Origin of the sequence: Acinetobacter sp. ANC 4805 (assembly GCF_022549495.1) — a bacterium.
Taxonomy (GTDB): Bacteria; Pseudomonadota; Gammaproteobacteria; order Pseudomonadales; family Moraxellaceae; genus Acinetobacter.
In genome coordinates, this window is record NZ_JAKZGD010000003.1 from 52,361 (window position 1) to 78,241 (window position 25,881).

Here is a 25,881-nt window from a genome sequence, read left to right on the forward strand (position 1 = left end):
ATTGACGCGTGCTTATATAAATTATTGAGTCGTGAGTATTTTTGATAGAGCAGATTCAAAATGTTGAGCAACAGTTTCGAGTGGTACAAGGCTTCTCTTTGCTCGACAAAGTAGAACAGCTCCTTCTACGGCAGAAACGATTGTTAGCGCAAGGTTTTTGGCTTCTTCGTGGCAAACATGATGTTCTGTTAGCGAATGAAACAAACTGTTTTCCCACATATCAAAAATGTTTGCGGCATGTTCAATATGTTGTTCGCTTCCTTCTTCGTTTCCAGCCTCGACTAAAACAGCCATGATGGGACAGCCTGCACGAAAAGATGAGTTAACGAGGATGTCTTTCCATTGTTGAATAAATTGCTGTAGACCTTTTTGTGGCCCATCTATTAAGGCTTGGTCGAGCTTCTCAAGTACAAGATTGCCAGTTAAGTTCAGAGCTTCATTGATGATTTCTTGTTTGCCATTAGGGAAATAATGATAGGTAGAGCCTAATGGTGCTTTGGCATGTTTGGCAACTTCACGAACACTTGCTGCTTTCAAACCATACATTCGCATTAAATCAATTGCTGCAAATACTAATCTTTTTTTAGGGTCTGTTTCTGAACGCATAAGTCAACTGAGCTTGTTATAACACTCGTTATAGTTTAGCATATTTTTCATTATAACAACTGTTATAACTAGTCAGATAAATATGGTTATCGATATGAATACTCAGGCACTCGCAATCGTAGAAAACAACTTTTTCATAACAGCAGATGATGGATATATGCTTTCGGCAAGGTGTTATAGCGCACCAAAACCTGTGGCTAATATTATTGTTGCTGGGGCAACAGGTGTTCCTCAAGAGTTTTATCGACGTTTTGCTCAGTATACAGCTCAAAAAGGATATACAACGATCACATTTGATTATCGAGGAATTGGTCGTTCTAAAATAGGTAGTTTAAAAGGCTTTAATGCTAGTTTTTTAGATTGGGCAAAGCTTGACCTTAAAGCTGTTGTTGAATCTACATCTCATCCAGAGATTCCACTTTATATGGTTGGACACTCGTTTGGCGGTCATGCTTTTGGTCTCATTCCAAATCATTATAAAATTCAAAAGTTTTATACTTTTGCCACGGGAGCTGGTTGGTCTGGGTGGATGCCGAAAACAGAAGCCTTACGTGTACAAGTCATGTGGAATATGGTGCTTCCGACGTTAACAAAACTAAAAGGTTATACCCCGATGTCCATGTTGGGGATGGGAGAAGACTTGCCATATGGTGTTTATGCACAATGGAAGCATTGGTGTAAGAATCAGCACTATTTCTTTGATGATCCAACTGTTCCAGAAATCACAAAAAGTTTTACTCAAATACGCACACCAATTGTTGCAGCGAATGCAACGGATGATCTGTGGGCTACACCCAAATCACGAGATGCATTTATGCAAGGTTATAAAAATGCTCCCGTCATTTGCAAAGATATTTCATTAACATCATCTATGCCTAAAATAGGGCATATGGGGTATTTCCGTGCTCATGCAGTTCCTCTATGGGATGATGTTCTCGACTGGTTTAATCTTTAGAAATTAATCAAAATGTATTTGCTGTTAAAAAGAGTTTATTCATTGAATGATATGTAAAAAGAGTAAGTGCAAAAACACTTACTCTTTAGATTTACACGGAATGAGCTGTTCTACATACTGATATGAAAGAACAACAGCGAGTGAGGTTTAGAAGAATCCAGCAGGTTTAGTTGAATAACTTACCAATAAATTCTTAGTTTGTTGATAATGGTCTAACATCATTTTGTGGTTTTCACGTCCAATCCCTGATTTTTTATAACCACCAAATGCAGCATGGGCAGGGTAGATGTGATAACAGTTTGTCCAAATACGACCAGCTTCAACTGCTCGACCAGCACGATATGATGTATGTGCAGAACGAGACCAAACCCCAGCACCTAAACCGTAGATGGTATCGTTTGCGATTTTAACTGCTTCATCAAAGTCTTTGAACGTGGTGACAGATAGAACTGGGCCAAAAATTTCTTCTTGGAAGATCTGCATGGCATTGTGTCCTTTGAAGACTGTTGGTTCGATGTAGAAACCATCACCGACTTCTTGTCTTGCACCACCACCAGTAAGAAGTTCAGCACCTTCTTCTCGACCTGTATTGATACAACGTAGGATTTTCTCTTGCTGTTCTTGTGAGGCTTGCGCACCAACCATTGTTTCAGTATCAAGTGGATGTCCAACTTTGATACGTTTCACACGCTCAATGGCTTTTTCTAAGAACTTATCCGCAATGCTTTCTTGAACCAATGCACGAGATGGACAGGTACAAACTTCGCCTTGGTTGAGTGCGAACATTGCAAAGCCTTCGAGCGCTTTGTCGAGGAAATCATCCTCTTTATCCATCACATCTTCAAAGAAGATATTTGGTGATTTTCCACCCAACTCTAAAGTCACTGGAATAATGTTTTCAGTGGCATATTGCATGATTAACTGCCCAACTTGGGTTGAACCTGTAAATGCAATTTTTGCGATACGTGGATTAGTTGCAAGTGGGCGACCAACTTCAGCACCATAACCATTGACAATGTTTAATACGCCAGCAGGTAGAATATCTTGGATTAACTCAAGAACCAGTAAAATACCGACAGGTGTTTGCTCTGCTGGTTTTAAGACAACACAGTTACCTGCGGCAAGTGCTGGAGCAAGCTTCCATGCTGCCATAAGGATTGGAAAGTTCCACGGAATAATTTGACCAACAACGCCTAAAGGCTCGTGGAAATGGTAAGCAATCGTATCTTCATCGATTTCTGAAATGCCACCTTCTTGTGCGCGAATACAGCCTGCAAAATAGCGGAAATGGTCAATTGCCAATGGAATATCAGCAGCGAGTGTTTCTCGAACAGGTTTACCATTATCCCAAGTTTCTGCAACTGCAAGATATTCTAGATTCTGTTCTAGTCTATCTGCGATTTTAAGTAAAATATTTGAACGTACGGTTGGTGAACTTTTGTTCCACTCAGCTTTTGCTTTGTGTGCTGCATCTAAAGCGAGTTCGATATCTTCAGCTGACGAGCGCGGTATTTTTGTAAATACTTTGCCATCGACAGGAGAGACATTATCGAAGTATTCTCCTTTTATAGGTGCTACCCATTGACCGCCAATAAAGTTCTCATATTGAGCTTTGAATTGAACCTTTGAACCAGGTTGATTAGGATCGACATAACGCATATATATATTCCTTTGCTTATAATTGATCTGTTAAGCATCTACAGCTTTGGTATAAGGTACTTTTGTACGCTATTTAATTAGGATATAACTGGGAAGGTTGGAGAAAGGTTGGAAACCGTGGTCATTAGTAAGGGATACACAAATGTTTACAAAACGAGACCTGTTACAACAACGGACATCAATTGATCAATTAAAACGGCAAAATAGTTTGTCACCACAAAGTGCTGATATGTTAGGACAAAGTATTGCCAGTTCATGGCAACGTTCAGCATCTTCAGAAATTCCAAAGGAGCGCTTGGCAGCTCCTTTATTGGCACGTCATCAGAAAGTTAAAACAAATTTAGATTTGGCATTAGAGACCTGTTCAAATGATCTCAGTCATATTGCGGCACAATCATCTATGGTGATTGCGGTTGGCGATGTGGGGAGTACAATTATTTGGACTGCTTCAAGTAAGCAGATGCAAAGCGCCGCTGAAAAAGTGCATTTTATTGCAGGTGGTCAGTGGGCAGAAGAAGAAGTGGGTACGAATGCTTTAGCACTGTCTTTAAAAACGCAACAATCTAGTTGTGTGTTTTCAAATGAACATTATATGGAGTCTGTACATGACTGGGTTTGTTATGCTGCACCAGTGATTGACCCATATTCCAAACAAGTATTAGGTGTGGTTGATTTATCTACGACTTGGAAAAATCACAATACTTTGGGAGTCTTAGCTGCTGAACGTTGTGCATCAATTATTCAAACCGCACTCACTGAGCAGCAGCGTCAACGTTTATATATCCGTGCTTTTGCTTCACCGCAGGTCATGTTTAATAATAAATCTTTAGTTCTAACACCACGCCAGATCGAAATATTGGCAATCTTGGCACTTTGTCCAAATGGTTTGAATCTGGAAAACTTGCATCAAGCTGTATATGGCGAACGTAAGGTCAGTGTTGGAACTTTGAAAGCTGAAATGTCGCAATTACGTGATATTTTAGGCGGAATGTTGGGTTCACGACCTTATCGTTTACTGGCAAATGTAGAAGCTGATTTCTTATATGTCGAGCAGGCACTCGATTCAGGTTACATTGCATCAGCACTACAATTGTATAAGGGTATTTTCCTATCAAAAACAGAAAGTCCTTTCCTGTGCGCATGGCGAGATTGTCTTGAATCACGTCTCAGCGATATGATTTTTAAAACCAAAGAAATTGATGTATTACTGAAACATGTTGCTCATTTTCCTGAAGCAATTGATGCCGTTGAACGCTTAATTGAATTGTTACCCTTAGACCATCCTGCACATCAGTCTTTAAATAAATTTAGAGATATATCATAGAGATAGATTTTTTAATTCCATATATTTTCATGATTGATATCATGGGGAAAGCTTGTAACCTGTTATGCAGCATGAAAATATCATGGACTCATTTTTATGTTGATCATGTAATAACTGGCAAAATGTCAGTGCTTTTTATGCTTAATTTTTTATTTGAAATAACGATATAAAGCAGACGCTATCTTTTCATTTCTATGCTGAATATTAAGAAAAAAATAGCGAGAATGATTGGCACGGTCTCGCTATTTTTACAGTGAATATGAACTACACTTAGTTTTCTAATGTGTTTTTATAGATTTTTCCATCTTTCATAATGATCTTGAAATTGGTTTCTGGATCAGCCACTAAATTGATATTATCCAATGGATTACCCTCTACCAAGATGAGATCTGCATACGCACCTTCAGATATTTCACCAAGTTTTCCATCCTGATAAGGACTTCTTTTGCCACTTAAATAGAGCAGTTGAGCATTATCGTAGGTTGCCATTTTTAACACTTGGTATGGTGAGAACCATCTTGTCATTTTAGCCAGTTGTTTGCCTTGTTTTGCTGCTAAAGATGGGTCAAACAAGCAATCTGTACCCCAAGCCAATTTCACATGATATTTTTTTGCTAAATTATACGCATTATCTGTCCCTTGGGTCATTTCTAGCTGTTTTTTTCGATTGGCAGAGCCTTCAGGAAAAGGGATTGCTTCTTCATCATCTAGAAAAGGTTGTAGGCTCCACCAAATGCCTTTTTCTGCCATTAATTTTGCTGTCTTATCATCGAGTAATTGACCATGTTCGATAGATTTTACCCCCGCATCAATTGCCGTTTTCACTGCATGGGGAGTGTAAGCATGCACTGTTACATAAGTTCCCCAATTAGCTGCTGCATCGACAGCGGCTTTAAACTCTGCTTCAGTATATTGAGATACATCGAGTGGGTCATAGTTGGAAGCAACGCCTCCACCTGCCATGAGTTTGAGCTGGGTTGCACCTTGTCGTAGTTGCTCTCTAGAACGAATTAAGACTTGATCTGCACCATCTGCAATCGCTGCCATACCATTCCGTTCTTGATAAGACAGTTCTCCAATTTTGCGAGGAACATCAGTTGGGAAACCAAAATCACCATGACCACCCGTTTGGGAAATAAAAGCACCACTTGCGAAGACTCTTGGCCCATTGACTAAATTGTTATCTATCGCTTTTGCCAAAGAAAGCGCACCGCCGCCCAAATCACGAACAGTCGTGAAACCTCTTAATAATTGTTTCTCGGCTGATTTTGCTGCAAATAAATTGATAAATGCAAAATCAGAGAGTAATGCTTGTTGTTGAGGAATACTGTCGAACATCAGGTGTGCATGGTTATCAATTAAGCCAGGGATTAAGTATTTACCTTTGGCATCTATGATTTTGGTCAGTCCACTGCGATTTGTCATGATGGCATCAGCGCTAATTTTTTTGATTAAATTACCTTCGATGAGTACATTGCCCTTTATAATTTTATTATCTTTACCATTAAATATATTAACGTTATTTAATAACACCACCGTTTTTGCGTCTTGTGCAAAAGTAGTACTGCTACTCATAAGGGCAAGAAACATGAGTGCAGCGATTTTTTTTAGGTCATTGAATTTATCAAAAATTACTATTCTATTCATTTGATTCTACTGTTTTTAATAATTAGTGATATCACCTTAGCATACTGCTTGTTGTGAATAAATAGTGTACAGATAATTGATGTTGTCGGAGTCAAAGCATTTATTATGAGGCTCTAAAAGTATGGCTAAGCGTTATTAGATGGCAATCAGTATGTACATTTGAGCGTCTGCGTTTAGAGCACAAGTATTTTTCTGAATGTGTATTTTTCAATAGCATCAAGACCTATTTCAAAACTAGACATTCTCATATTCAGTCTAGCGAGAGAAACTAAAAGCAGTGAATTTTGGTTTATGTATGCAGCATTGTTGCGTATTGGATTAAACGTTTGAGAGCGATGAGATTGAGTCTATAAGTCAACTAAATTTTGTGAATAAAAGCGATGTGAATATCTAATGGTTAAAATATTGGTGGGCTGGTTAAAAAAAAGGGAATACCTTTTCAGGGATATTCCCAAAATCAAGTAAGCCGACGGTCGGAGAGATCCAGCTTACTTTTCGGGGAAAGCTTTAATAATTACAATGCTGCTTTAAAAATTTCAACAACTTGAGCGTGTGTTGCTTTACGAGGGTTGGTCAGCATACATGCATCTTTTTGAGCATTCTCTGCCATAATTGCAAGGTCTTCAGTTTTCACACCAAGTTCAGTTAAACCAGATGGAATGCTGATAGATGATGAAAGTTCACGAATCGCATTAATTGCTGCATATGCTGCTTCGGTCTCGGTGAGCCCATCTGTGTTGACACCCATAAGCACCGCAATTTTTGCATAGCGGTCTTGGCAAGCAATTAAATTGAATTCACAAACATGAGGCAGGAGTACAGCATTACATACGCCATGCGGTAGATTGTAGAATCCGCCTAATTGGTGAGCCATTGCATGTACATAGCCTAGAGATGCGTTATTGAATGCCATACCTGCAAGGTATTGTGCATAGCTCATCGCATCGCGTGCTTCAATATTTTCACCATTTGCGACAGCAGGGCGTAACCATTGACTAATCATGGTAATCGCTTTTTCTGCACAGGCATCGGTAATCGGGTTTGCCGCAGTAGAAACATACGCTTCAACAGCATGCGTAAGTGCATCCATTCCCGTTGCTGCGGTTAAACCAGCAGGTTTAGCCACCATCAGTTTAGGGTCATCAATTGCGATGAGCGGAGTACAACGCCAGTCTACAATCGCCATTTTCACATGCGTATCTGTATTGGTAATGATACAGAAACGAGTCATTTCTGATGCAGTACCCGCAGTGGTATTAATCGCAATTAGCGGTGTCATCGGGACTGTACTTTTATCAATACCTTCGTAGTCACGGATATGACCACCACCCGCTGTAACAAGCCCAATTCCTTTTGCACAATCGTGTGATGAACCACCACCTAAAGAGACAATAAAATCACAGCTATTGTCGTTATAGGCTTCTACACCATTATGTACATTGATGTCAGTTGGATTTGGTTCTGCGCCTGGGAAAATGTGGCTGTCAACGCCTGCATCTTTTAAAAATTGTGCGATTGTGTCTGCGACACCAAATTTAAATAAGCCTTGATCAGTTACGATCAGTGCTTTTTTTGCACCAAGATTCTGTGCTTTCGCACCGATTTCTTTTGCACAGCCTGGTCCAAAGAGAGATACACAAGGGATGTAAAAACCGTTAGTTTGATCTGCAATATTTTTAAAAGCCATGGAGCGATTCCTTCTTCCATATTCCATTGTTTGTTATATAGGTGAGCTTTATCACCATGTGCCTAGTATGGAAGTGTTAGAAATTTTTCCTACCTACCAAAAACCTACCAAAGCATTCTTTGATGCAAATAAGTAAATCAGCTGGTGGATTTTTTTATTTAAAATTTTGAATTATATCAATAATTTTTGTTTTAATTGGAGTGATTACGATATAGAAATTATATGAAGTGGTTTACGAGAAATGAATAGGAGGCTTCAATTTTAGTTATTTGACCATAATAATCATCGTTCAGCATTGCGTGTGTAGGCTCGCCATACATTGTCTATGCTAAGCAGTTTTTCAAACTATTTACCTTCATTTTTCATAAATACATGGCGAATCATCAAGCATATCTAGTGATTAATTAAAATAGGTGCTGTCCTGAAAATTGGACGGTGGATTGTTGTATCTAGTCGCTGCTATTTCATCACTATCGTGATCAATTTATCTTTATGGGAAGAAGGCTGTCATTTGAGGACAACTTTACTGGTCGACCTATCTACTTTGTTGACAAGCTATTTGAGCACCGTTATTTTGTCTTTATAAGTTCCTTTTTGGAACTTAATATTTTGAGATAAAATTCTTGAGGTGAGTCATGTCTATGTCAGTGTTGAAAGAAAAATCAAAGCAAAAAACACCTGCATCATTCCCAGTACGTCGTATGGATTATGAGTTTCAGGATATGCCTAAGTATTGGTGTAATAATGAACCTACGTTTACCCATTATTTCACGGGGTTGTCTACGTTATTTCCAGAAGGTGAGTCTTACTTTGTACGATCAGTTCGTGCCTTGCGAGGTCAGGTTAAAGATAACCAGCAATTAGATCGTGATATTGGTGCATTTATTGGTCAGGAAGCCATGCATTCCAAAGAGCATCATGCATTTCATCGAAGTGCGCAGCAGTATGGTTTAGATCCTGAATCATTAGAAAAAACCACAGGGATTATTCTGAAAGCGATTGAACGAACCTTTCCCAAAAAATGGAACTTATTGGTTACCGTAGGTTTGGAGCATTACACCGCCGTTCTTGTGGTGGAAATGATGAAAGATGTGAATGAACTCATGACCGATGAAACCATTCGTAATCTATGGTTATGGCACAGCGTTGAGGAAACAGAGCATAAAGCGGTTGCTTATGATATGTATGAATATTTATATGGCAAAGGATTGGCTGCTTATATTCCGCGAGTTGCTGTTTTTACCTTTAGTTTAGCCATGATTACCGTCATGTCGACGGCATATCAAGTGGTACTTTTGAAGCGTGATCAACAACTATTAAATCTAAAATCATGGCGTAAATTTGCACAACATGGCAGAGAAAAATATAAAGTTTTCATCCCTAAATTTTTAGATTATTACCGCTTTAATTTTCATCCGAATGACAGTGATGAGTCTGAAATTGTCGCAAAAACCAAAGTAAAAATTGGATTATCCCAAGTCGAAAATCATTTACCTGCTTAACTTTGAGGAATAACCCATGCAATCACAAGCATCAAAAGCAAGTTGGGCGATGATTCCTCGACAAGTGAAATTTGAATGGAATGATTCGCCCTTACATTGGATTCCACAAGATCCATTGGCCAGTCATGGTGTTAATCATTTTAGTTTTACCTTGGTTCGTGGCGAGTATTTTTTCTGTCGCATGTTCAATAAAGCCTTGCCATTGATTGAAGATGAAAAATTAAGAGCAGATACCAAGATATTTATCCGACAAGAAGCTATTCATTCTCAAGCACATAAAGGCTCAATTGACGCATATCTAGTGCGCTATGGTGTTGATGTAGAACAGCAATATAAACGTGTCGTCAATCTGTTTGATCATGTATTAGCGGACAAACCTTTAGGGTTTAAGTTACCGAAATCATGGCAAAGACCTTGGTTGAATGCACGTGTTGGACTTGTGGCTGCTGCGGAACATTTTACCTCAGCAATTGGTCAATATGTTTTGACACGCTCTGATTGGGAAGCTCGCGGGGGTGATCCTGTGGTCAGTGATTTATTCACTTGGCACAGTGCTGAAGAAGTTGAACATCGCACGGTTGCTTATGATGTTTATCAGCATATTTCGGGGAGTTATTTATTGCGTATTGCGGTAATGGCGGTGACAGCACCTATTTTTACTTACCTGATGGCAGCGGGTACGGTGCAGCTTGCGCAAGATGATCCATTGATTCCGAAGCAGCAAAAAAGCTTATGGCGACCTGCATTTTGGAAGGCTTGGCATCGTTCGGATTTAAATGGTTATATGCCTGGCCCTGTGTGGTTTTTTACCACCAGTTTGCGGTTCTTTAAACCCAATTATCATCCATATTACGAAGCTTCAACGGAGCTTGCACAAAGCTATTTGGCTCAATCTGCGGGTGTACTTGCTCATCAGCAAAAAGCAGAGACTTTGACACAGGTGCAGTCATGAATCATTTTGAAAAAACCAAGCATTATGTGCATTCAGGCAATATCTGTTTAGCAGCTTATCATTGGGGGCGTTTAGATACGGACCGAGAAACAATCGTATTGGTACATGGTTATCCTGACGCTGCCGATGTCTGGCAGTTAGTTGCTGAACGCTTAGCAGTTGATTTCAATGTGGTTGCTTATGATGTAAGAGGCACAGGATTATCTGATATTCCTGAAACCACGCAAGGCTATGCATTTGATTATTTAGTACAAGACTTATCTCGAGTCATTCAAGCAATGAGTCCTAACCAAGCCATTCATTTAGTTGGCCATGATTGGGGTGCTTTGCAAGCTTGGGAAGCCGTATTAGGGGATCGTTTAAAGTCTCAAATTGCCTCTTATACCGCATTAGCACCGAGTGCAGATCATGTAGGGTGGTGGTTTCAGCGTCAATTGGCTCAACGAAATTTTCAAGGCTACTTTAATGTCGCCAAGCGTATAACCGCATCTGGTTATATGGCGATGTTTCAGATGCCGATACTGCCTGAACTGACGTGGCATTTAGGCTTAGATAAGCTGTGGTCAACGCTTGTGGGTTATTTAGAAAATACCACGGTCGAAGTAAGCCCGACACAACTGAGAAATGCAAAAAGCGGTCTGGGGCTATATCGTCAGAATTTAGTAAAACCACTTTTGAATCCTTCACGCCGTCGCACCACCATTCCTGTGCAGATGTTATTGATGAATCAAGATCCGTTTGTACCCTTGTCATTGAGTCAAGGCATGCAGGAATGGGTTCAGGATATTCGCTATACCGAAGTGAGCGCAGGGCATTGGGGAATTCTAAGTCAGCCACAGCCGATTGCAGAAAAGATTCAGAAATTTGTGCAATCCATGTCAGAAAATAGACCAAAGCAAATTGTTTAAACACTTTATTTCACATAGAAAATGAGATCAAACAGATGAAAACTCCAAATCAAATGACGGGTTTAGAAATCATGCAGGCATTTCAACAAGGTTTAGTGCCGCCACCAGGAATTGCTAAAACAATGGGTATGGAGGGTGTTGCTGAAGTTGAATATGGGCGGATTGTATTTATTGCGATTGCAGATGAACGACATACCAATCCTTTAGGGGGCGTACATGGTGGTTTTGCTGCAACAGTATTAGATTCGGTGACGGGTTGTGCAACGCATACTGTGCTAGCAGCAGGTGAGGGTTATGGTACGACGATTTAGCCATCAAAATGTGCCGTCCAATGCCATTTAATAAAAAACTCATCGCTGAAGGAAAAGTGATTAATGTTGGACGCAATTTGGTGATTTCTGAAGGTTATTTGCGTGATGAGGAAGGAAAATTATATGCCCATGCCACAGCAACCAATATGGTGATCCGTACTTAATCAATGTATTAGGCAGTATGTAGGTTCTGAATCGAAACTAAAATAAATTGTTGGAGATGAAAGATGCAAACCAATTTTTACGCTCGTCATTTCAATAAAGTAATGACTTTAATGGGATTGGGTTTTATTTCTTTTTTTGGTATTGCTTTATTCGCCATACTATTTGGTTGGACTGATCATTTATTAAAAAATGAGGTCGGAAGACTGATTTTACGTTTAATTCGATGGGGCGGTGTAGAACCACATGCTGAACACTATGAAGCCATGATCTCGATTATTTATGTTGTTTGGGGATGGTTTCTGCTCAAGATTGCCAAGTTTCCTGAGAAAAATATCGCATTCTTGGATTTTACCGCAATCGCAAATATTGGTCATTTTGGATTAATGACAGCAATGGCATTGGTCATGCCGAATGAAAAAATACATCTATTGGGCGATTTGCTTTTAGGTTGGAGCATATTAGTGTTATTTATCGTATTTTGGCTTCCGACTCGCCGAAGTATTTTGCAAGAAACACAATAATTGACAGGAAAAAAGAATGAAAAATTCAGTTGTTTTACATCAGTGGGAAATCTCACCGTTCTGCCAAAAAGTTGCTCGAATGTTGAAGTTCAAAGGCATTGCCTATGAAACCGTCAATTACAATGGGGTTTTAGGTGCGAAAGTGCCGATGTTGAGCAAAGTCGGTAAAGTACCTGTACTGGATATTAATGGTCAACGGATTCAAGACAGTACGCGTATCGCTCGTTATTTGGATGAGACTTATCCTGAATTACCTCGTTTATATCCAGCAGATCCTTTGCACAAAGCCTATGTTGAACTTTGGGAAGATTGGGCAGATGAGCTGCTATATTTCTATGAAATTCATTTCCGCGTGAGTGATGCTGAAGCATTCAATCATGCTGTGGCAATTAGTGCTGAAGGTCGTCCTAAGCATGAAGTTATTTTACTGAAACCTTTATTGAAATCAGCCTTGAGTTTGCAGTTAACAATGCAAGGTACAGGACGTATGGCAAAAGTGGATATTGAGGCTGAATTTATTCGACATTTGGAACGACTTGAGTTGGTCTTGAGCAAAACGGGTTGGCTTGTTGGCGAGGTAAAAACGTTAGCTGACATCTCAGTTGGTTCACAGCTTCTGGAAATCGTACGTACTAATAAAGTATGGGGCGCAAAAATTAACAGCTATCCGCATATTGCACAATGGATTGTCCAATTATGAGTATGCCAAGTAACAGCATAAAACTAACCAATCCGATACCATGTGCGGTGGTGATTGGTGTAGGTGCTCAGCAAGGCATTGGTGCGGCAGTCGCACGACGTTTCGCACAAGCAGGTCTAAAAGTCTATGTGGTCGGGCGTACTTTACAAAAAGTTGAAGATGTCGCCGCTGAAATTCGATTACATGGTGGAATGGCAATCGCAAAATCGTTAGATGCCGAAGACCCTGTGCAAATTCAGATTTTGTTTGACTCGATCAATCATTCAGATGAACAGATTGCAGCAGTGATTCATAATGTCGGTGGTAATGTTCCTTCAATTTTCCTAAAAACGTCGCTTCAGTTTTTTACGCAAATGTGGCGTTCTACTTTTTTATCTGCCTATTGGGTATCGCAAAGTAGCCTAAAGATCTTTGAACAGCAACAAAAGGGCACTTTGATCTTTACTGGAGCAAGTGCCTCAATACGAGGAAAACCATTTTTCGCAGCTTTTACCATGGGGAAGTCAGCATTAAGATCATATGCTTTAAATCTTGCACAATGCTATAAATCGCAAAATATTCATGTGGCACATGTGGTGGTTGATGGCATGGTCGATGGTGATCGTGTCAATAAGGCTTTATTCGGCTTAGGGCGTTTGGCTCGGTTGACGCGCGGAACAGGTGGTTTAAATATCGAAGCAATCGCTGAAAATTATTGGATGCTGTATCAACAAAGTAGTGATTTATGGACACATGAATTGGATCTACGTCCGTATCAGGAGCGATTCTAAGATGAAAAAAATATTCACACGATTGTTTCAACGGCAGTCAAAACAGCAAGCTTGTATTGTCCTAATAGGCGATGACATCCATTCACTTAGCCAAGTTTGTATCGAACAGCATAAGCATAAAGCAATGCATGTCTATCAGGTGTTACATGATGCCAAGCAAAATTCGGTAAAGATTGAATGCCAAAACTCTGAATTAACGCTTGTCTATTTGAACTTAACCAATCAGATGACTTTAAAAGATTTGATGCAGCATATTCGACAGCAAGCACATCAGATTGAATTATGTATATTTCAGTCTAGCTTTCATCCACATCCTCAAAAAGAAACTGACTTCACTCAACAGATTGAACAGCAGTGGCAAAATACGGGACTAAGTGCTGTCAGTGTTTCACAAATCATGATCAAGCAGATGCTTCATCAGCAAGGTGGCACATTGATTTTTCTTGGAGGGCAACCGACGATGGCGGCACATGTTGATCTTCTGAGTCAAAGCATGTTTGCAGGTATTCGAGCATTATCACAATCTTTGGCGAGAGAGTTTCATCCGAAAGGGATTCATATTGCGTATTGTATGCTGCCTGATTGGGATAGCCAAAATAAGTCATTGATGACATCAGTTCAGAATCTTTGTTGGCATATTTATCAACAACCTGAGTCGACTTGGAGTCAGGAACTTAGTATGAATATTTAGTCTATGTTGCATTTAAGGGGTAAATCAAAAGTGATCAGTGTCAAGGTGACTTGATCTGAGGATAAATCAATCGTCCAAATGTTTTTTGGCATAGCCATTGCTTAATGCTTGTTGAAAAATATCTATGCCCAGACTCTAGCAATCGATACAAAGCATTTTTTCGTCTTATTCGTTCCTAATACACATTTGACGAGATTTTTTGTATTTCTGGAGTAAAATCTTTTACTTATCGCTATGTTTTTGAGAATATATCGTTAAGTATGAAGCGTATTTTATCATTCTGACCTCAATAAAATTAGAATCTTTAAAATGCGATCTTTGCAAAAGGGGAAAAGTTTTATGATCTGGATTGCACTAAATTGAGCTGTTTTTAATTTCTGCACCAAACTGGGAAGAACTCATATTGGGTTAAATTGAATTTTGTCATGTAGTGAAATTTTGTTTGACTCGTAACATCATTAAAAATAGCAAAACCTTAATCTCTGTTATTTTTAGCATATTTTTATCTTTCGATATGTTTATAAAAATATATCGATTTATGAAGGAAAAGTGGTATGTCGATAAATATGAAAGCAATCCGTATTTTATGTACTGTTTTCGGTTGTAGTGTATTTGCCAGCAGCAATGTGTTCGCAAATGAATCTGTAACCGTATACGCCGCAGCAAGTTTAACCAATGCGGTGAATGAATTAGATGCGATTTATGAACAAAAAAATAAAGTTGAAGTAAAGACTTCTTATGCGGGTTCTTCAACGCTAGCTAAGCAGATTGAAGCAGGTGCGCCAGCTGATGTTTTTATTTCGGCAGATGTGCAATGGATGGATTATTTACAAAATAAGCAGCTTGTTTCAGCAAGTGATCGTGTGAATTTATTGGGTAATCGTCTAGTACTCATTACTCCAAAAGATCGTCCAATTAAATTAAAAATGGATAAAAACGTTGATCCGAATAAAGTGATTCAAGGTAAACTCTGTACGGGCGATACCAAAAGTGTGCCCGTGGGTAAATATGCAAAGCAAGCGCTTACATCATTAGGATGGTGGGATAAACTTGAGCCACGTTTGGTGGAAACAGAAGATGTGCGAGCTGCTTTGAATTTTGTAGCGCGTGGTGAATGTCAGGTGGGTATTGTGTATGCGACCGATGCTGCGATCAGTAAAGATGTTGTGGTCGCAGGTATATTCCCTGAGAATACGCATCCACCGATTATTTATCCGATGGGTCTCGTCAAGAAGAATGCTGAGTCGATGAAATTCTATAAATTTTTACAAAGTAGTCAGGCAAAGACAGTATTTAAAAAATATGGTTTTAGCGTACTCAAGTAACTGAATCATGATGCTGACTCCTGAAGAACTCGATGTACTCAAGCTGTCATGTAAAGTGGCAGCAACCTGTCTTATATTTAGTTTGATTCCTGCTATTTTGATTGCTTGGGTTTTGGCTCGAAAAGAGTTTTGGGGAAAATCACTGTTTGAAACTGTAGTGTTTTTACCTTTGGTTTTACCTCCCGTCGTACCAGGTTATTTGCTGTTGCAATTGTTTGGTAATCGAGGACTTCTGGGGCAATACCTTGCACCCTTGGGTCTAGAGTTTGCTTTTAATTGGAAAGGGGCTGTGTTGGCTTCTGCGGTGATGGGCTTTCCCTTATTGGTACAATCAATTCGACTCGCCATTGAACTGGTCGACCAGCGTTTAGAAATGGCTGCAAAAACGTTAGGTGCATCTTCCTTCGGGGCATTCATGCAGGTGACATTACCTCTTGCCAGTAGTGGTATTTTGGTGGGGAGCATTTTATGTTTTTGTCGAAGTTTGGGTGAGTTTGGTGCGACCATTACTTTTGTCGGCAATATTGCCAGTGAAACACGGACACTGCCTTTAGCAATGTATAGTCTGATGCAGCAACCTGATACTGAAGCAGCAGTATGGCGATTGATTATCTTGTCTTTGTCTGTGGCGTTTTTTGCATTGTGGTTTGCGCAATGGTTCAATCGTTATCAAAAAAATAAGCGTGGGCATTAACGATGATCGATTGTCATATCCAACTCAAACAAGGGCAATTTGATCTTGATCAACGCTTTCAGTCTGATCAGTCCGTGATTGGTTTATTTGGGGCTTCTGGTTCAGGCAAAACCACGATTTTACATAGCATTGCAGGCTTAGTTACGCCGCAAGCAGGTTGGATCAAAATCAAAAATCAAACATGGTTTGATCAGGTACAGAAAATTAATCTGAGTACACAACAACGTCGTATTGGTCTTGTCTTTCAGGATGCGCAGTTATTCCCGCATAAAAACGTCAAGCAGAATCTATTGTTTGGATTTAAGCATATTCAACCGCAGCAACGTCAGTTTGAAGTGGACTATATTATTGAGTTACTCAAGTTAGAACATCTGATTGAGCGAATGCCCATCAAACTATCTGGCGGGGAAAAACAGCGTGTCGCATTGGGACGAGCATTGCTGTATTCACCACAATTGTTGTTATTAGATGAGCCACTTTCTGCATTGGATGCAGCACATAAAGCAGAGATCATTCCTTTTTTTCAAAGGGTCAAACAGGAATTAGGCATCCCAATGTTATATGTCAGTCATGATAAATCTGAGATTGAGCAGCTTACCCATGAGATTTGGTATTTATAAATAGCGCTGTAATAAGGCCAGAAATTTCTGGACTTCCTCATCATTGACATGATCAACATCTTTTAATACATGCTCTTTCAAGTGCAATTCCATCAGTTGATTTATTAAACCATTGACTGCGCCTTTGACTGCAGCAACTTGCTGTAACACGTCTATACATGAACTTTCAGGATTTAATAAGGACTTTTCTACCGCCGTCATTTGTCCTTGAATCCGTTTCACACGATTTAAAATTTTCTTGTCATGATGTAGATGAGACATACTTTTTTTCCAAAAAAATATATACTAGGGGGGAGTATATTTGAAAGCTAAAACAAATGCAGCATACTAACCTAGAACGCCGTCATTCTCATCAGTTTGATCAAGGAAATCCTTTAGCACAAAAAAGAATTCTCATCGCCACAATCTTGACCGCCATCATGATGGTGTTTGAAATCTTAGGGGGATGGTTGTTCAACTCAATGGCATTGCTCGCTGATGGTTGGCATATGAGTTCGCATATGCTGGCTTTAGGTCTAGCTTATTTTGCTTATCGAATGGCACGTCATTATGCCGATGACCCACGCTTTAGTTTTGGGACATGGAAAATAGAAATACTCGCAGGTTATAGCAGTGCGATTTTGCTGATGGTGGTTGCTTTATTGATGGGGATTCAGTCCATCGAACGATTATTTCATCCTGTCACGATTCATTTCAATGAAGCTATTCCGATTGCAATTATTGGGCTGATCGTCAACCTGATTTGTGCATGGTTGTTACATGAGGGCGGGCATGAACACCATCATCATTCACATGAGCATCATCACGACGATCATCATCACCCACATGATCACCATCATCATGATTTAAATCAAAAAGCCGCATTTCTGCATGTGGTTGCGGATGCAGTGACTTCCGTTCTCGCGATTATTGCCTTATTTGCTGCGAAATATTTTAGCTGGAATTTTTTAGATGCCTTGCTTGGAATTATTGGCGCATTATTGGTTGCTAAATGGTCTTGGGGACTCATGCAAGAAACAGGAAAAACATTAATAGATGCTGAAATGGGGCATCCTGTGGTGCAAGAAATTAAAGAGGTGATTGCTGAATTTCCACAAGTTGAGATTACAGATTTACATGTTTGGAAGGTTGGACGAGGCAAATTTTCTTGTATTCTTGGATTAGAAACAGCGATGTCTGATCTTAATCCTGATCAAGTCAAAGCTGCATTGGCAATTCATGAGGAAATTGTGCATGCGTCAGTAGAAATTCATCATATTCAATAGATTGGAATGACTAGAGTTGATTTATGCATCAACTCTAGTGCAAATTTTTATACAAATAGGTATAGAACTAAACCACAAAGTGCAGAAGCGAAAATCACATAAAGCACATTGATCTGGAATTTAAACAGCGCAATCATTGCAGCAATTGTGATGATTGCCGCTTCATAATTAAAAGCGTGATCGAAACCCTGTGGCCACAACACATGATAACTAAAGAAAAGTGCCAGATTGAGAATGACACCCACGACAGCAGCGGTAATTGCCGTAAGTGGTGCAGTAAATTTAAGTTCATTATGAGTGGATTCAATAATCGGAGCACCTGCGAGAATGAACACAAAGGAAAATAAAAAAGTAAACCATGTAACAATGACAGCACCAAATGCACCCGCCAAGAATAGATGATCTGCACCTAACAAGGCCTGATTAAAGCCCCCTACAAATCCAACGAATGCAACCACCATAATCAGTGGGCCTGGGGTACTTTCACCCAATGCCAGTCCATCAATCATTTGGGTTGGACTGAGCCATGCATAGTGATTCACCGCACCTTGATACACATAAGGTAATACGGCATAAGCTCCACCAAATGTCAGTAATGCAGCCTTGGTAAAGAACCATGCCATTTGGGTATAAGCATGTTCCCATCCTAAGCTCATGGTTAAACTGATGATTGGGATACACCATAATAATGCTGCAATAACGAGGATTTTAGTTAGTTGAGTCCAACGGAAAACAGCATGTGTAGGAGGTGGCGTATCATCGTCAATGAGGGCTGCGCCATAATGTTTTTGCTTGCTTTGATGGGCGCTTTGAGTTGCAAATAAATGCGGTTGCTTTTTACTTAGCAAATAGCCCAGTATCGCTGCACTCAATACAATCAATGGAAAGGGAACATTGAAGAAGAAGATTGCGATAAAAGCAGCAGCGGCAATCAAATATAAGAAATTATTTTTGAGTGAACGACTGCCAATACGATAGGTTGCATGAAACACAATCGCTGTGACCGCAGGTTTGATGCCATAAAATAATCCAGCAATAATCGGCACATCACCAAACTCAATATAAATCCATGATAGGGCAATCAGAATAAATAAAGAAGGCAGAACAAACAGAATGCCTGCAACTAAGCCACCTGCGGTTCGATGCATCAACCAACCAATATAAATGGCGAGTTGTTGTGCTTCAGGGCCAGGTAAAAGCATGCAATAGTTGAGTGCATGTAAGAATCTTTTTTCAGAAATCCAACGTTTCTGTTCGACCAGTTCTTGGTGCATCACTGCAATTTGACCTGCTGGCCCCCCAAAACTAATAAAGCCTAATTTCAGCCAAAATAAAAAGGCTTGCCAAAAAGAGATGCTTACTATGGGGTGGTCTGGTGGGTTGATCTGTTGTTGCATGACTATTCTCGAAAAAAATTGGCATATAAGCCATCAAAAACGTAATTGGATAATTCTAATAATTGCTGATCATCTTGGATTTTACTTCTTAGCCCCTGAATCACTTTCTCAATTCCAATGGCTTCAGGCGGTTCAATACCTCCTACATCAAGGAAATGCACAATCTCCGCAATTTTCTTTAATGCAGGTTTTTGATGCAGTGAGAAGCTATGCAACAGCACTTCAAAGGTAACCAAATGCTCAATATGGCTAAACGTAGCGCCATCAAAGTCAAAGCCTAAAGCAGATGATGGGCAGTCTGTCGGCGCTTCTAACCATAGGAATGTTGCATGAGGGTCAATAAAGTTTTGAATGAGCCAAGCCGAGGCTAAGCGGTCAATCCAAGGTCGTTTTCGGGTTGCCCACACTTTGTTTTGAAAGTTTTCTTGCAGTAGAGTTTGGATATTGCCTTGGTTCATCTGAGGTTCATTGATTTCACCTAGACGTAGAATAATTTGTTCAAGGCTATTTATTTCATTACTGGTCTGTGTTTTGGCTTCGGTTGGGAAAAAGTCAATTTCAATGAGTGAATCAAGATTTTTGCGTAATTTACGAATCTGTTTTAGGGATTCTTTTTTATTGATTTCATTTAGATTTTCTCTTAACCCAATCAATTGCTGATAAAGCAAATCATATTCATCTTTGCGACTAAACATTTCAGCCAAATTGAGCTGTTCTGTCGAAGTCGTTTGAAAAATATAGGCTGTACCATGCTCTGAAATGAGGTCATTCGCAATCGGTGTAAATTTTTCTGAGTGCTCGGCAGGTAAGAGGTAAACACCATCTCTGAGTGTTGCTGCGCCACTTGCTTTAATTGACCGCCATACTCGCATACGGGCAGTGGTGCTTTGAGTGGGGAGTGATGAAATGAGTAATGATATATTCATGTAATATACTCAACAAATTTGTTATATATATTACATATAAAATTAATTTTATAAATCTAAAAATTGCATATATTCATGTGTTTTATATCGAAGTGATTTGAAAAATAGATGACAGAAGTCCAATTATTTTGATTTCTATATCTTAAAAAAACATAAATAACGCATTTTTTCTTATTTTTAATCATAAAGCATGCCGCATACCATAAACTGATATTGTTGAAAGATCATCTAATTATGGGCATTAAGAACACTAAGCCGTTAATTGTTACAGCGATCGTCCTTGTGGCGATTGTTACTTTTATTATTTATCAAAATCAAAAAGATGCTGCACCTATTCAGTCTAAAAATAACAAGGCGGTGGTGATTGCCTACCAAACTGGTGTGGATCCAACCAAGGTTGCACAAGCCAATGGTGATTATGAACGTGATAGTCATCAAGCAATTCAATGGCGTAAATTTGATGCGGGTTCAGATGTGGTCAATGCATTGGCTTCGGGTGATGTGGTGATCGGCAATATCGGTTCTAGCCCTCTGACTGCTGCCGCAAGTCGTGATTTACCGATTGAGGTATTTCTGGTGACAGCTAAATTAGGCGGTTCAGAAGCATTGGTAGTGAGTAACAAATCAGGCATTCAAAATCCGCAAGATTTGATTGGTAAAACCATTGCCGTACCCTTCGTTTCAACCACGCATTACAGCTTATTGTCAGCGCTCAAGCATTGGAATATTGCGGATAACCAAGTCAAGATTATTAACTTACGTCCACCAGAAATCACTGCCGCTTGGGAACGTGGTGATATTGATGCGACTTATGTTTGGGAACCTGCATTAAGTAAACTCAAAGCCAGTGGTCATGTACTGACAGACTCGAAACAAGTCGGCGAGTGGGGTGCGCCAACCTATGATTTATGGGTGGTTCGTAAAGATTTCGCTGAAAAAAATCCAGAGTTCTTAAAAGCCTTTGTAAAAACCAGCTTGAAACAAGTTGAAGCCTATCAGCAAGATCCAAAAGCATTTGAACAAAATGCGGACAATATCCAGAAAATCGCTCAGCTGACAGGCTCTGATGTGAAAGATATTCCTCTACTGTTGTCAGGCAATATTTATTTGAATGCTCAGCAACAACACGCGACTTTATCAGGTGAGTTCGCCAAAAATATTTTTGATACCGCAACATTCCTAAAAAGCCAAGGCAAGGTGGATCAAGTAAAACCTGATTATCAAGGTAATGTCACCACCCAATTCTTACAGCCATAGGAGATCTAAATGAGCGTATTAGCTGCCGAGCATCTTCATTTAACCTTTCCAAAACAGACAGTGCCTGTATTACAAGATATCAATCTGAAGATTGAAGAAGGCACTTTGACTGTGATTTTGGGTGAGTCTGGTTGTGGTAAAACAACATTACTGAATATTTTGGCGGGTTTTCAAAAGCCAAGTTTGGGTCAGATCAAGCTGAATCATGAAGTGGTGACTGCGCCAGATGCACGACGTGCGGTGGTATTTCAGGATCATGCGCTATTACCTTGGTTAAATGTCTCTGAAAATATCGGTTTTGCTTTGCAGCTCAAAGGGTTAAAAGCGTATGAAATTCAACAGCAAGTCGATGCAATTCTTAAAATTGTCGGCTTGAGTCATGTGGCTCAAGCCAATATTTGGGAATTGTCAGGTGGCATGAAACAACGGGTTGGTATCGCACGTGCTTTGATCAGCCATGCGGCATTCATTTTATTGGATGAGCCTTTTGCTGCACTTGATGCATTTACCCGTGAAACCATGCAGCAGTTGGTACTGGATTTATGGATTGAACAAAATAAATCCTTCTTCCTGATCACACATGATATTGAGGAAGCACTATTGCTGAGTAACCAATTGGTGTTGATGACGGCTCGTCCAGGCAAGATTGTCGAAACTTTAAAACTGGATTTTGCAGAGCGTTATAAGCAAGGTGAATCGATTCGTGCGATTAAATCGGATCCTAAATTTATTCAATTACGCGAGCAATTGTTTGAACGCCTGCGTGTGCAGAAACAGGCAGGGCATGAGGTGGCTGTATGACGGGGCAAGCGGAAAATACAATCTATGATGTGACTAAAACTGAACCACTTAAAGATGAGAACAATCAACAATCAAATTCTATATTCAGCTTGATTTTAGCTTTTGCTGTTCGCCATCGTAGTTTAGCGCTCAGTCTTTCTAGTGTCTTGAGCGTATTGGTGATTTGGTATTTGATCACGGCATTAAAAATTGTCCCGAGTCTATTTTTGCCGAGCCCTCAAGCGGTATGGCAGAAGTTTCTTGAAGTCAGCCAGCAAGGCTTTATGAAAGCCACCTTATGGCAGCATTTGGCAGCAAGTATTTCTCGTGTCTTATTGGCTTTAGTTGCTGCGATTGCGATTGGTGTACCTTTAGGTTTATGGATGGGTTTGAACAAATGGGTGCGCGCGGTGCTTGATCCATTGGTTGAGTTATTACGCCCGATTCCACCTTTGGCTTATTTACCCTTATTGGTGATCTGGTTCGGGATCGGTGAAACCACCAAAGTACTTTTGATTTTCTTTTCGATCCTTGCACCTGTGATTATCAGTAGTACCCATGGTGTATTGAGCCATCAGCTCAATCGTGAACGTGCTGCTTTATCTTTAGGGGCAAGCCAATCACAAGTGTTTTGGCATGTGATTCTGCCGACGGCCTTACCGCATATTTTAACGGGTATTCGTATTGGTTTAGGTGTGGGCTGGTCGACTCTAGTGGCTTCGGAATTAGTCGCAGCAGATCGCGGTATTGGTTTTATGGTGCAGTCGGCGGCGCAGTTCCTCATCACCGATACAGTAGTTCTGGGCATTATTGTGATTGCGATTGTCGCCGTTAGTTTTGAATTGTTTTTGCGTTGGTTACAGAAGCAACTCTCTCCTTGGTATGGCCAACAGTTATAAGTGTGAGTAGTAGAAGATGACGTTAAATATTGAAGTTATTAAACCAACAATCGGTGCAATTATTCACGATGTTGATTTAAACACGGCTGATGAAAATACTACGCAACAAATTCAACAGGCATTGTTGGATCATCACGTGATTTTCTTCCGTAATCAGCAGCTTGCACCTCAGGCACAAGCTGAGCTTGCTCGCGGTTTTGGTTCTTTGCATATCCATCCAATTTTCCCAACGGTTGAAAATGTACCTGAAATCATTGTATTGGACAGTTGGAAACAAGACTTACGTGATAATGAACTATGGCACACCGATGTGACTTTCAGTCAGAAACCGCCATTGGGTTGTGTATTGCAAGCCATCAAGATTCCACCTGTCGGTGGTGATACTCTTTGGTCGAGTGGCGCAGCTGCATTTGCTGCATTGGATCAAGGTTTACAGCAAAAGTTAAAAGGCTTAACCGCAACACATGACATTCGTCAGTCTTTCCCGCTTGAGCGTTTCGCGCATAACGATGTTGAGCGTCAAAAACTGGAAGAAACCTTTAAGCGTAATCCTCCTGTTGTTCATCCTATGGTGAGAACACATCCAGTAACGGGTGAACCTATCTTATTTATTAGTGAGGGTTTTACTACACGTATTAATGAGCTGGATGAGACTGAAAGTGCTGAATTGCTGCAATATTTATTTGCACATGCAACCAATGAGCAGTTCTATTTGCGTTGGCAGTGGCAGGCAGGTGATGTAGCGATTTGGGATAATCGTTGCACACAGCATAAGGCGTTATTTGATTATGGTGATGCGCATCGGATTATGCATCGTGCCACGATTAATGGTGATGTACCGTTTTATCAAGCAGCAAGTTAAGACTTTATTTAGATTAGAAAGCTTGGGTAAAATCCTGAGCTTTTTATTTTATAGTTCGATCGTCTTTGTGGAATCTTACAGAGGTCTCATCTTGTTTTTGGATAAGCTTTCATTTTCTCTCTTACTTTTCAGGGATGAAAAGTAACAAAAATCCTTTGTTTGGCTGATGATACTTCCTTGTATCACAGCCAAACTGGCGGCATCCATGCCGCCGAGCGCGGTAGTGAATTTTTGCGAGAATTTAAAACTACAAGAAAAAGCATTTACGGTCCGGTTTTATCTGCATCTGCGCTTGGAAATTTCTAGACCGTTTGATTCTTAGGCATTAAGTAAAATGATCTCTTGCTTATAAACCGATGGCGCTTGTCCAGTCCAGCGTTTAAAGGCGCGTCGGAATTCACGTAATTCGCTAAAACCCAGTTGCAGGCTAATTTCACTCATGGATAGGTTCTTTTCCAGTAATTGTTTGGCTTTACGCTCCAAGACATTTTGTCGGATTTGTTGAAAACTCAAGCCTTCTAATAATAATTGCCGTCTTAAATGGCGCTCGCTGATGCGTAAATGTTCCGCAGCTTGCTGCATTTCAAAACGTTCAGGTAAATGCTGTTCAATCAAGTGGTCAAGTAAATGCACATAGCCGACCTGATTGAGCTGATCAATTTCTTTTAGTGCCTGTTCACAGATTTGTATTGCAGTTGCGTAGTTGATTGGGCTGTAATTTTTTAAGCTGCGCTGCAACATGCTACTGCTAAAGCGCATGATATTTTTATCACGGTTAAATTGGATCGGGCAACCAAAGATATCGATATATTGTTGTTGATATTCGGTTGGTAAATAGCTGAGCTCAAGACTGATCACATCATTATGATCGCCCAGCATCGCGTTTAAACAGGTGATGATGCTGCTTAATAATTCATCATAGAAAAAGGCTTTGAGGTCTAAACATGGATGAGATTCAGTCACTTCCAATTCACAAACATCGCCCTGAATTTTAAAGTCGATATTGAGTACACTGCCCGAAATACGATGGTAACGAAGCGCGATTTCTAGAGCGTCTGCAACGGTTTTACATGATTGCATGGCAAAGCCCAAAATTCCCATTGAAATCAGACCTTCGCTGCTGCCAAGCTTTAAACCAAGATCAGGTTGTTGATAGGTTGAGATGGCTTGACGCACGACATCGCAGAGTTGGCTAAAACGAACAACACTTTGGGTTTGCTGGATTTGCGTGATGTCTAAGCCTGAATCCTGAAACCATATAGCATAGTCCCAATGCTGTTGTTCAGCATAGTGAATCAGGCTGGTCAAAATAGTGGGTGGCGTAAACTGTTGTAAGTGTGTGTGATTGATCATTCGTTTAGGCATAAGTCCGTTTTGCCCCCCAAAAAGAAGTTCCTTTAACCCTGTTGGGTATCGCATAATTTTGATTAACTTTCAACATGCTTTATGACAAGCAAC

25 protein-coding genes and 1 pseudogene are annotated in these 25,881 nt (G+C 40.0%); 18 read left to right on the top strand and 8 right to left on the bottom strand.

Features of this window, described 5'->3' with window-relative positions:
- Positions 1 to 21: 21 nt before the first annotated feature.
- Positions 22 to 606 carry a TetR/AcrR family transcriptional regulator gene (locus MMP60_RS04800; protein WP_241335217.1) on the bottom strand — a complete coding sequence of 195 codons (585 nt, stop codon included), beginning with the start codon at positions 604 to 606 and terminating at the stop codon, positions 22 to 24.
- Positions 607 to 700: 94 nt separating this feature from the next.
- Here MMP60_RS04800 and MMP60_RS04805 point away from each other — a divergent pair, with 94 nt between their 5' ends.
- Complete coding sequence (locus MMP60_RS04805; RefSeq protein ID WP_241335218.1) at positions 701 to 1,561, top strand: alpha/beta fold hydrolase; 861 nt, start codon at positions 701 to 703, stop codon at positions 1,559 to 1,561.
- Positions 1,562 to 1,708: 147 nt separating this feature from the next.
- Here MMP60_RS04805 and MMP60_RS04810 read toward each other — a convergent pair whose 3' ends face one another.
- On the bottom strand, positions 1,709 to 3,220 hold the full coding sequence (locus MMP60_RS04810) for an aldehyde dehydrogenase family protein (protein WP_241335219.1): 1,512 nt from the start codon (positions 3,218 to 3,220) through the stop codon (positions 1,709 to 1,711).
- A gap of 142 nt (positions 3,221 to 3,362) precedes the next feature.
- Between MMP60_RS04810 and MMP60_RS04815 the strand changes: the two genes are divergently transcribed.
- On the top strand, positions 3,363 to 4,544 hold the full coding sequence (locus MMP60_RS04815) for a transcriptional regulator (RefSeq protein ID WP_241335220.1): 1,182 nt from the start codon (positions 3,363 to 3,365) through the stop codon (positions 4,542 to 4,544).
- Positions 4,545 to 4,814: 270 nt separating this feature from the next.
- On the opposite strand, the gene MMP60_RS04820 is transcribed toward MMP60_RS04815, so the two are convergent.
- Both MMP60_RS04820 and MMP60_RS04825 read right to left on the bottom strand, forming a co-directional pair.
- Positions 4,815 to 6,119: an amidohydrolase family protein gene (locus MMP60_RS04820; RefSeq protein WP_241335221.1), complete on the bottom strand. Its 1,305-nt coding sequence runs from the start codon at positions 6,117 to 6,119 to the stop codon at positions 4,815 to 4,817.
- 586 nt (positions 6,120 to 6,705) lie between these two features.
- Positions 6,706 to 7,878, bottom strand: coding sequence for an iron-containing alcohol dehydrogenase (locus MMP60_RS04825; RefSeq protein WP_241335222.1), 1,173 nt, complete (start codon positions 7,876 to 7,878; stop codon positions 6,706 to 6,708).
- 635 nt (positions 7,879 to 8,513) lie between these two features.
- On the opposite strand from MMP60_RS04825, the gene MMP60_RS04830 reads away from it, so the two are divergent.
- From MMP60_RS04830 to MMP60_RS04880, 11 genes and pseudogenes are all read left to right on the top strand, one after another.
- On the top strand, positions 8,514 to 9,380 hold the full coding sequence (locus tag MMP60_RS04830) for a metal-dependent hydrolase (protein ID WP_241335223.1): 867 nt from the start codon (positions 8,514 to 8,516) through the stop codon (positions 9,378 to 9,380).
- Positions 9,381 to 9,396: 16 nt separating this feature from the next.
- Positions 9,397 to 10,332, top strand: coding sequence for a metal-dependent hydrolase (locus tag MMP60_RS04835; RefSeq protein WP_241335224.1), 936 nt, complete (start codon positions 9,397 to 9,399; stop codon positions 10,330 to 10,332).
- A complete protein-coding gene (locus MMP60_RS04840) occupies positions 10,329 to 11,240 on the top strand; it encodes an alpha/beta fold hydrolase (protein WP_241335225.1) in 912 nt (303 codons plus the stop codon). The genes MMP60_RS04835 and MMP60_RS04840 overlap by 4 nt, the downstream gene beginning before the upstream one ends.
- A gap of 35 nt (positions 11,241 to 11,275) precedes the next feature.
- Positions 11,276 to 11,715 (top strand): annotated as a pseudogene (locus MMP60_RS04845) (PaaI family thioesterase).
- Between the two features lie 63 nt (positions 11,716 to 11,778).
- On the top strand, positions 11,779 to 12,237 hold the full coding sequence (locus MMP60_RS04850) for a DUF6632 domain-containing protein (protein ID WP_241335226.1): 459 nt from the start codon (positions 11,779 to 11,781) through the stop codon (positions 12,235 to 12,237).
- 16 nt (positions 12,238 to 12,253) lie between these two features.
- Positions 12,254 to 12,937 carry a glutathione S-transferase family protein gene (locus tag MMP60_RS04855; protein WP_241335227.1) on the top strand — a complete coding sequence of 228 codons (684 nt, stop codon included), beginning with the start codon at positions 12,254 to 12,256 and terminating at the stop codon, positions 12,935 to 12,937.
- Positions 12,934 to 13,707 carry an SDR family NAD(P)-dependent oxidoreductase gene (locus tag MMP60_RS04860; RefSeq protein ID WP_241335228.1) on the top strand — a complete coding sequence of 258 codons (774 nt, stop codon included), beginning with the start codon at positions 12,934 to 12,936 and terminating at the stop codon, positions 13,705 to 13,707. The genes MMP60_RS04855 and MMP60_RS04860 overlap by 4 nt, the downstream gene beginning before the upstream one ends.
- Position 13,708: 1 nt before the next feature.
- Positions 13,709 to 14,398: an SDR family NAD(P)-dependent oxidoreductase gene (locus MMP60_RS04865; RefSeq protein ID WP_241335229.1), complete on the top strand. Its 690-nt coding sequence runs from the start codon at positions 13,709 to 13,711 to the stop codon at positions 14,396 to 14,398.
- Positions 14,399 to 14,964: 566 nt separating this feature from the next.
- Positions 14,965 to 15,723 (top strand): molybdate ABC transporter substrate-binding protein, encoded by a 759-nt coding sequence (gene modA, locus MMP60_RS04870; protein ID WP_241335495.1) that lies wholly within the window; start codon positions 14,965 to 14,967, stop codon positions 15,721 to 15,723.
- Between the two features lie 7 nt (positions 15,724 to 15,730).
- Positions 15,731 to 16,417: a molybdate ABC transporter permease subunit gene (modB, locus tag MMP60_RS04875; RefSeq protein WP_023274499.1), complete on the top strand. Its 687-nt coding sequence runs from the start codon at positions 15,731 to 15,733 to the stop codon at positions 16,415 to 16,417.
- A 2-nt stretch (positions 16,418 to 16,419) separates the two neighbouring features.
- Positions 16,420 to 17,037 carry an ATP-binding cassette domain-containing protein gene (locus tag MMP60_RS04880; RefSeq protein WP_241335230.1) on the top strand — a complete coding sequence of 206 codons (618 nt, stop codon included), beginning with the start codon at positions 16,420 to 16,422 and terminating at the stop codon, positions 17,035 to 17,037.
- Here MMP60_RS04880 and MMP60_RS04885 read toward each other — a convergent pair.
- Complete coding sequence (locus MMP60_RS04885) at positions 17,032 to 17,298, bottom strand: metal/formaldehyde-sensitive transcriptional repressor (RefSeq protein ID WP_241335231.1); 267 nt, start codon at positions 17,296 to 17,298, stop codon at positions 17,032 to 17,034. The genes MMP60_RS04880 and MMP60_RS04885 overlap by 6 nt on opposite strands.
- 56 nt (positions 17,299 to 17,354) lie before the next feature.
- On the opposite strand from MMP60_RS04885, the gene dmeF reads away from it, so the two are divergent.
- Complete coding sequence (dmeF, locus tag MMP60_RS04890; protein ID WP_241335232.1) at positions 17,355 to 18,302, top strand: CDF family Co(II)/Ni(II) efflux transporter DmeF; 948 nt, start codon at positions 17,355 to 17,357, stop codon at positions 18,300 to 18,302.
- A 47-nt stretch (positions 18,303 to 18,349) separates the two neighbouring features.
- Here the strand turns inward: dmeF and chrA are convergent, their stop codons facing one another.
- Together chrA and MMP60_RS04900 are read right to left on the bottom strand one after the other, a co-directional pair.
- The gene (gene chrA, locus MMP60_RS04895; RefSeq protein ID WP_241335233.1) at positions 18,350 to 19,699 is read right to left on the bottom strand and encodes a chromate efflux transporter; all 1,350 of its coding nucleotides are present in this window, start codon (positions 19,697 to 19,699) and stop codon (positions 18,350 to 18,352) included.
- A 2-nt stretch (positions 19,700 to 19,701) separates the two neighbouring features.
- Entirely contained in the window at positions 19,702 to 20,625 is a 924-nt protein-coding gene (locus tag MMP60_RS04900) for a chromate resistance protein ChrB domain-containing protein (RefSeq protein ID WP_241335234.1), read from the bottom strand.
- Between the two features lie 216 nt (positions 20,626 to 20,841).
- On the opposite strand from MMP60_RS04900, the gene tauA reads away from it, so the two are divergent.
- The 4 genes from tauA to tauD are packed head-to-tail and all read left to right on the top strand — an operon-like array spanning position 20,842 to position 24,423.
- Entirely contained in the window at positions 20,842 to 21,882 is a 1,041-nt protein-coding gene (gene tauA, locus MMP60_RS04905; protein WP_241335235.1) for a taurine ABC transporter substrate-binding protein, read from the top strand.
- A gap of 9 nt (positions 21,883 to 21,891) precedes the next feature.
- Complete coding sequence (locus MMP60_RS04910; RefSeq protein ID WP_241335236.1) at positions 21,892 to 22,683, top strand: ATP-binding cassette domain-containing protein; 792 nt, start codon at positions 21,892 to 21,894, stop codon at positions 22,681 to 22,683.
- A complete protein-coding gene (gene tauC, locus MMP60_RS04915) occupies positions 22,680 to 23,561 on the top strand; it encodes a taurine ABC transporter permease TauC (RefSeq protein WP_241335237.1) in 882 nt (293 codons plus the stop codon). Before MMP60_RS04910 ends, tauC begins: the two co-directional genes overlap by 4 nt.
- Before the next feature lie 16 nt (positions 23,562 to 23,577).
- Positions 23,578 to 24,423 (top strand): taurine dioxygenase, encoded by an 846-nt coding sequence (gene tauD, locus MMP60_RS04920; RefSeq protein WP_241335238.1) that lies wholly within the window; start codon positions 23,578 to 23,580, stop codon positions 24,421 to 24,423.
- Positions 24,424 to 24,741: 318 nt separating this feature from the next.
- Here tauD and MMP60_RS04925 read toward each other — a convergent pair whose 3' ends face one another.
- A complete protein-coding gene (locus MMP60_RS04925; protein WP_241335239.1) occupies positions 24,742 to 25,842 on the bottom strand; it encodes an AraC family transcriptional regulator in 1,101 nt (366 codons plus the stop codon).
- Positions 25,843 to 25,881: the final 39 nt, after the last annotated feature.

Coding starts and splice junctions, on each gene's coding strand:
- MMP60_RS04800 (WP_241335217.1), bottom strand. CDS start 606: ATGCGTTCAGAAACAGACCCTAAAAAAAGATTAGTATTTGCAGCAATT.
- MMP60_RS04805 (WP_241335218.1), top strand. CDS start 701: ATGAATACTCAGGCACTCGCAATCGTAGAAAACAACTTTTTCATAACA.
- MMP60_RS04810 (WP_241335219.1), bottom strand. CDS start 3,220: ATGCGTTATGTCGATCCTAATCAACCTGGTTCAAAGGTTCAATTCAAA.
- MMP60_RS04815 (WP_241335220.1), top strand. CDS start 3,363: ATGTTTACAAAACGAGACCTGTTACAACAACGGACATCAATTGATCAA.
- MMP60_RS04820 (WP_241335221.1), bottom strand. CDS start 6,119: ATGAGTAGCAGTACTACTTTTGCACAAGACGCAAAAACGGTGGTGTTA.
- MMP60_RS04825 (WP_241335222.1), bottom strand. CDS start 7,878: ATGGCTTTTAAAAATATTGCAGATCAAACTAACGGTTTTTACATCCCT.
- MMP60_RS04830 (WP_241335223.1), top strand. CDS start 8,514: ATGTCTATGTCAGTGTTGAAAGAAAAATCAAAGCAAAAAACACCTGCA.
- MMP60_RS04835 (WP_241335224.1), top strand. CDS start 9,397: ATGCAATCACAAGCATCAAAAGCAAGTTGGGCGATGATTCCTCGACAA.
- MMP60_RS04840 (WP_241335225.1), top strand. CDS start 10,329: ATGAATCATTTTGAAAAAACCAAGCATTATGTGCATTCAGGCAATATC.
- MMP60_RS04850 (WP_241335226.1), top strand. CDS start 11,779: ATGCAAACCAATTTTTACGCTCGTCATTTCAATAAAGTAATGACTTTA.
- MMP60_RS04855 (WP_241335227.1), top strand. CDS start 12,254: ATGAAAAATTCAGTTGTTTTACATCAGTGGGAAATCTCACCGTTCTGC.
- MMP60_RS04860 (WP_241335228.1), top strand. CDS start 12,934: ATGAGTATGCCAAGTAACAGCATAAAACTAACCAATCCGATACCATGT.
- MMP60_RS04865 (WP_241335229.1), top strand. CDS start 13,709: ATGAAAAAAATATTCACACGATTGTTTCAACGGCAGTCAAAACAGCAA.
- modA (WP_241335495.1), top strand. CDS start 14,965: ATGAAAGCAATCCGTATTTTATGTACTGTTTTCGGTTGTAGTGTATTT.
- modB (WP_023274499.1), top strand. CDS start 15,731: ATGATGCTGACTCCTGAAGAACTCGATGTACTCAAGCTGTCATGTAAA.
- MMP60_RS04880 (WP_241335230.1), top strand. CDS start 16,420: ATGATCGATTGTCATATCCAACTCAAACAAGGGCAATTTGATCTTGAT.
- MMP60_RS04885 (WP_241335231.1), bottom strand. CDS start 17,298: ATGTCTCATCTACATCATGACAAGAAAATTTTAAATCGTGTGAAACGG.
- dmeF (WP_241335232.1), top strand. CDS start 17,355: ATGCAGCATACTAACCTAGAACGCCGTCATTCTCATCAGTTTGATCAA.
- chrA (WP_241335233.1), bottom strand. CDS start 19,699: ATGCAACAACAGATCAACCCACCAGACCACCCCATAGTAAGCATCTCT.
- MMP60_RS04900 (WP_241335234.1), bottom strand. CDS start 20,625: ATGAATATATCATTACTCATTTCATCACTCCCCACTCAAAGCACCACT.
- MMP60_RS04910 (WP_241335236.1), top strand. CDS start 21,892: ATGAGCGTATTAGCTGCCGAGCATCTTCATTTAACCTTTCCAAAACAG.
- tauC (WP_241335237.1), top strand. CDS start 22,680: ATGACGGGGCAAGCGGAAAATACAATCTATGATGTGACTAAAACTGAA.
- tauD (WP_241335238.1), top strand. CDS start 23,578: ATGACGTTAAATATTGAAGTTATTAAACCAACAATCGGTGCAATTATT.
- MMP60_RS04925 (WP_241335239.1), bottom strand. CDS start 25,842: ATGCGATACCCAACAGGGTTAAAGGAACTTCTTTTTGGGGGGCAAAAC.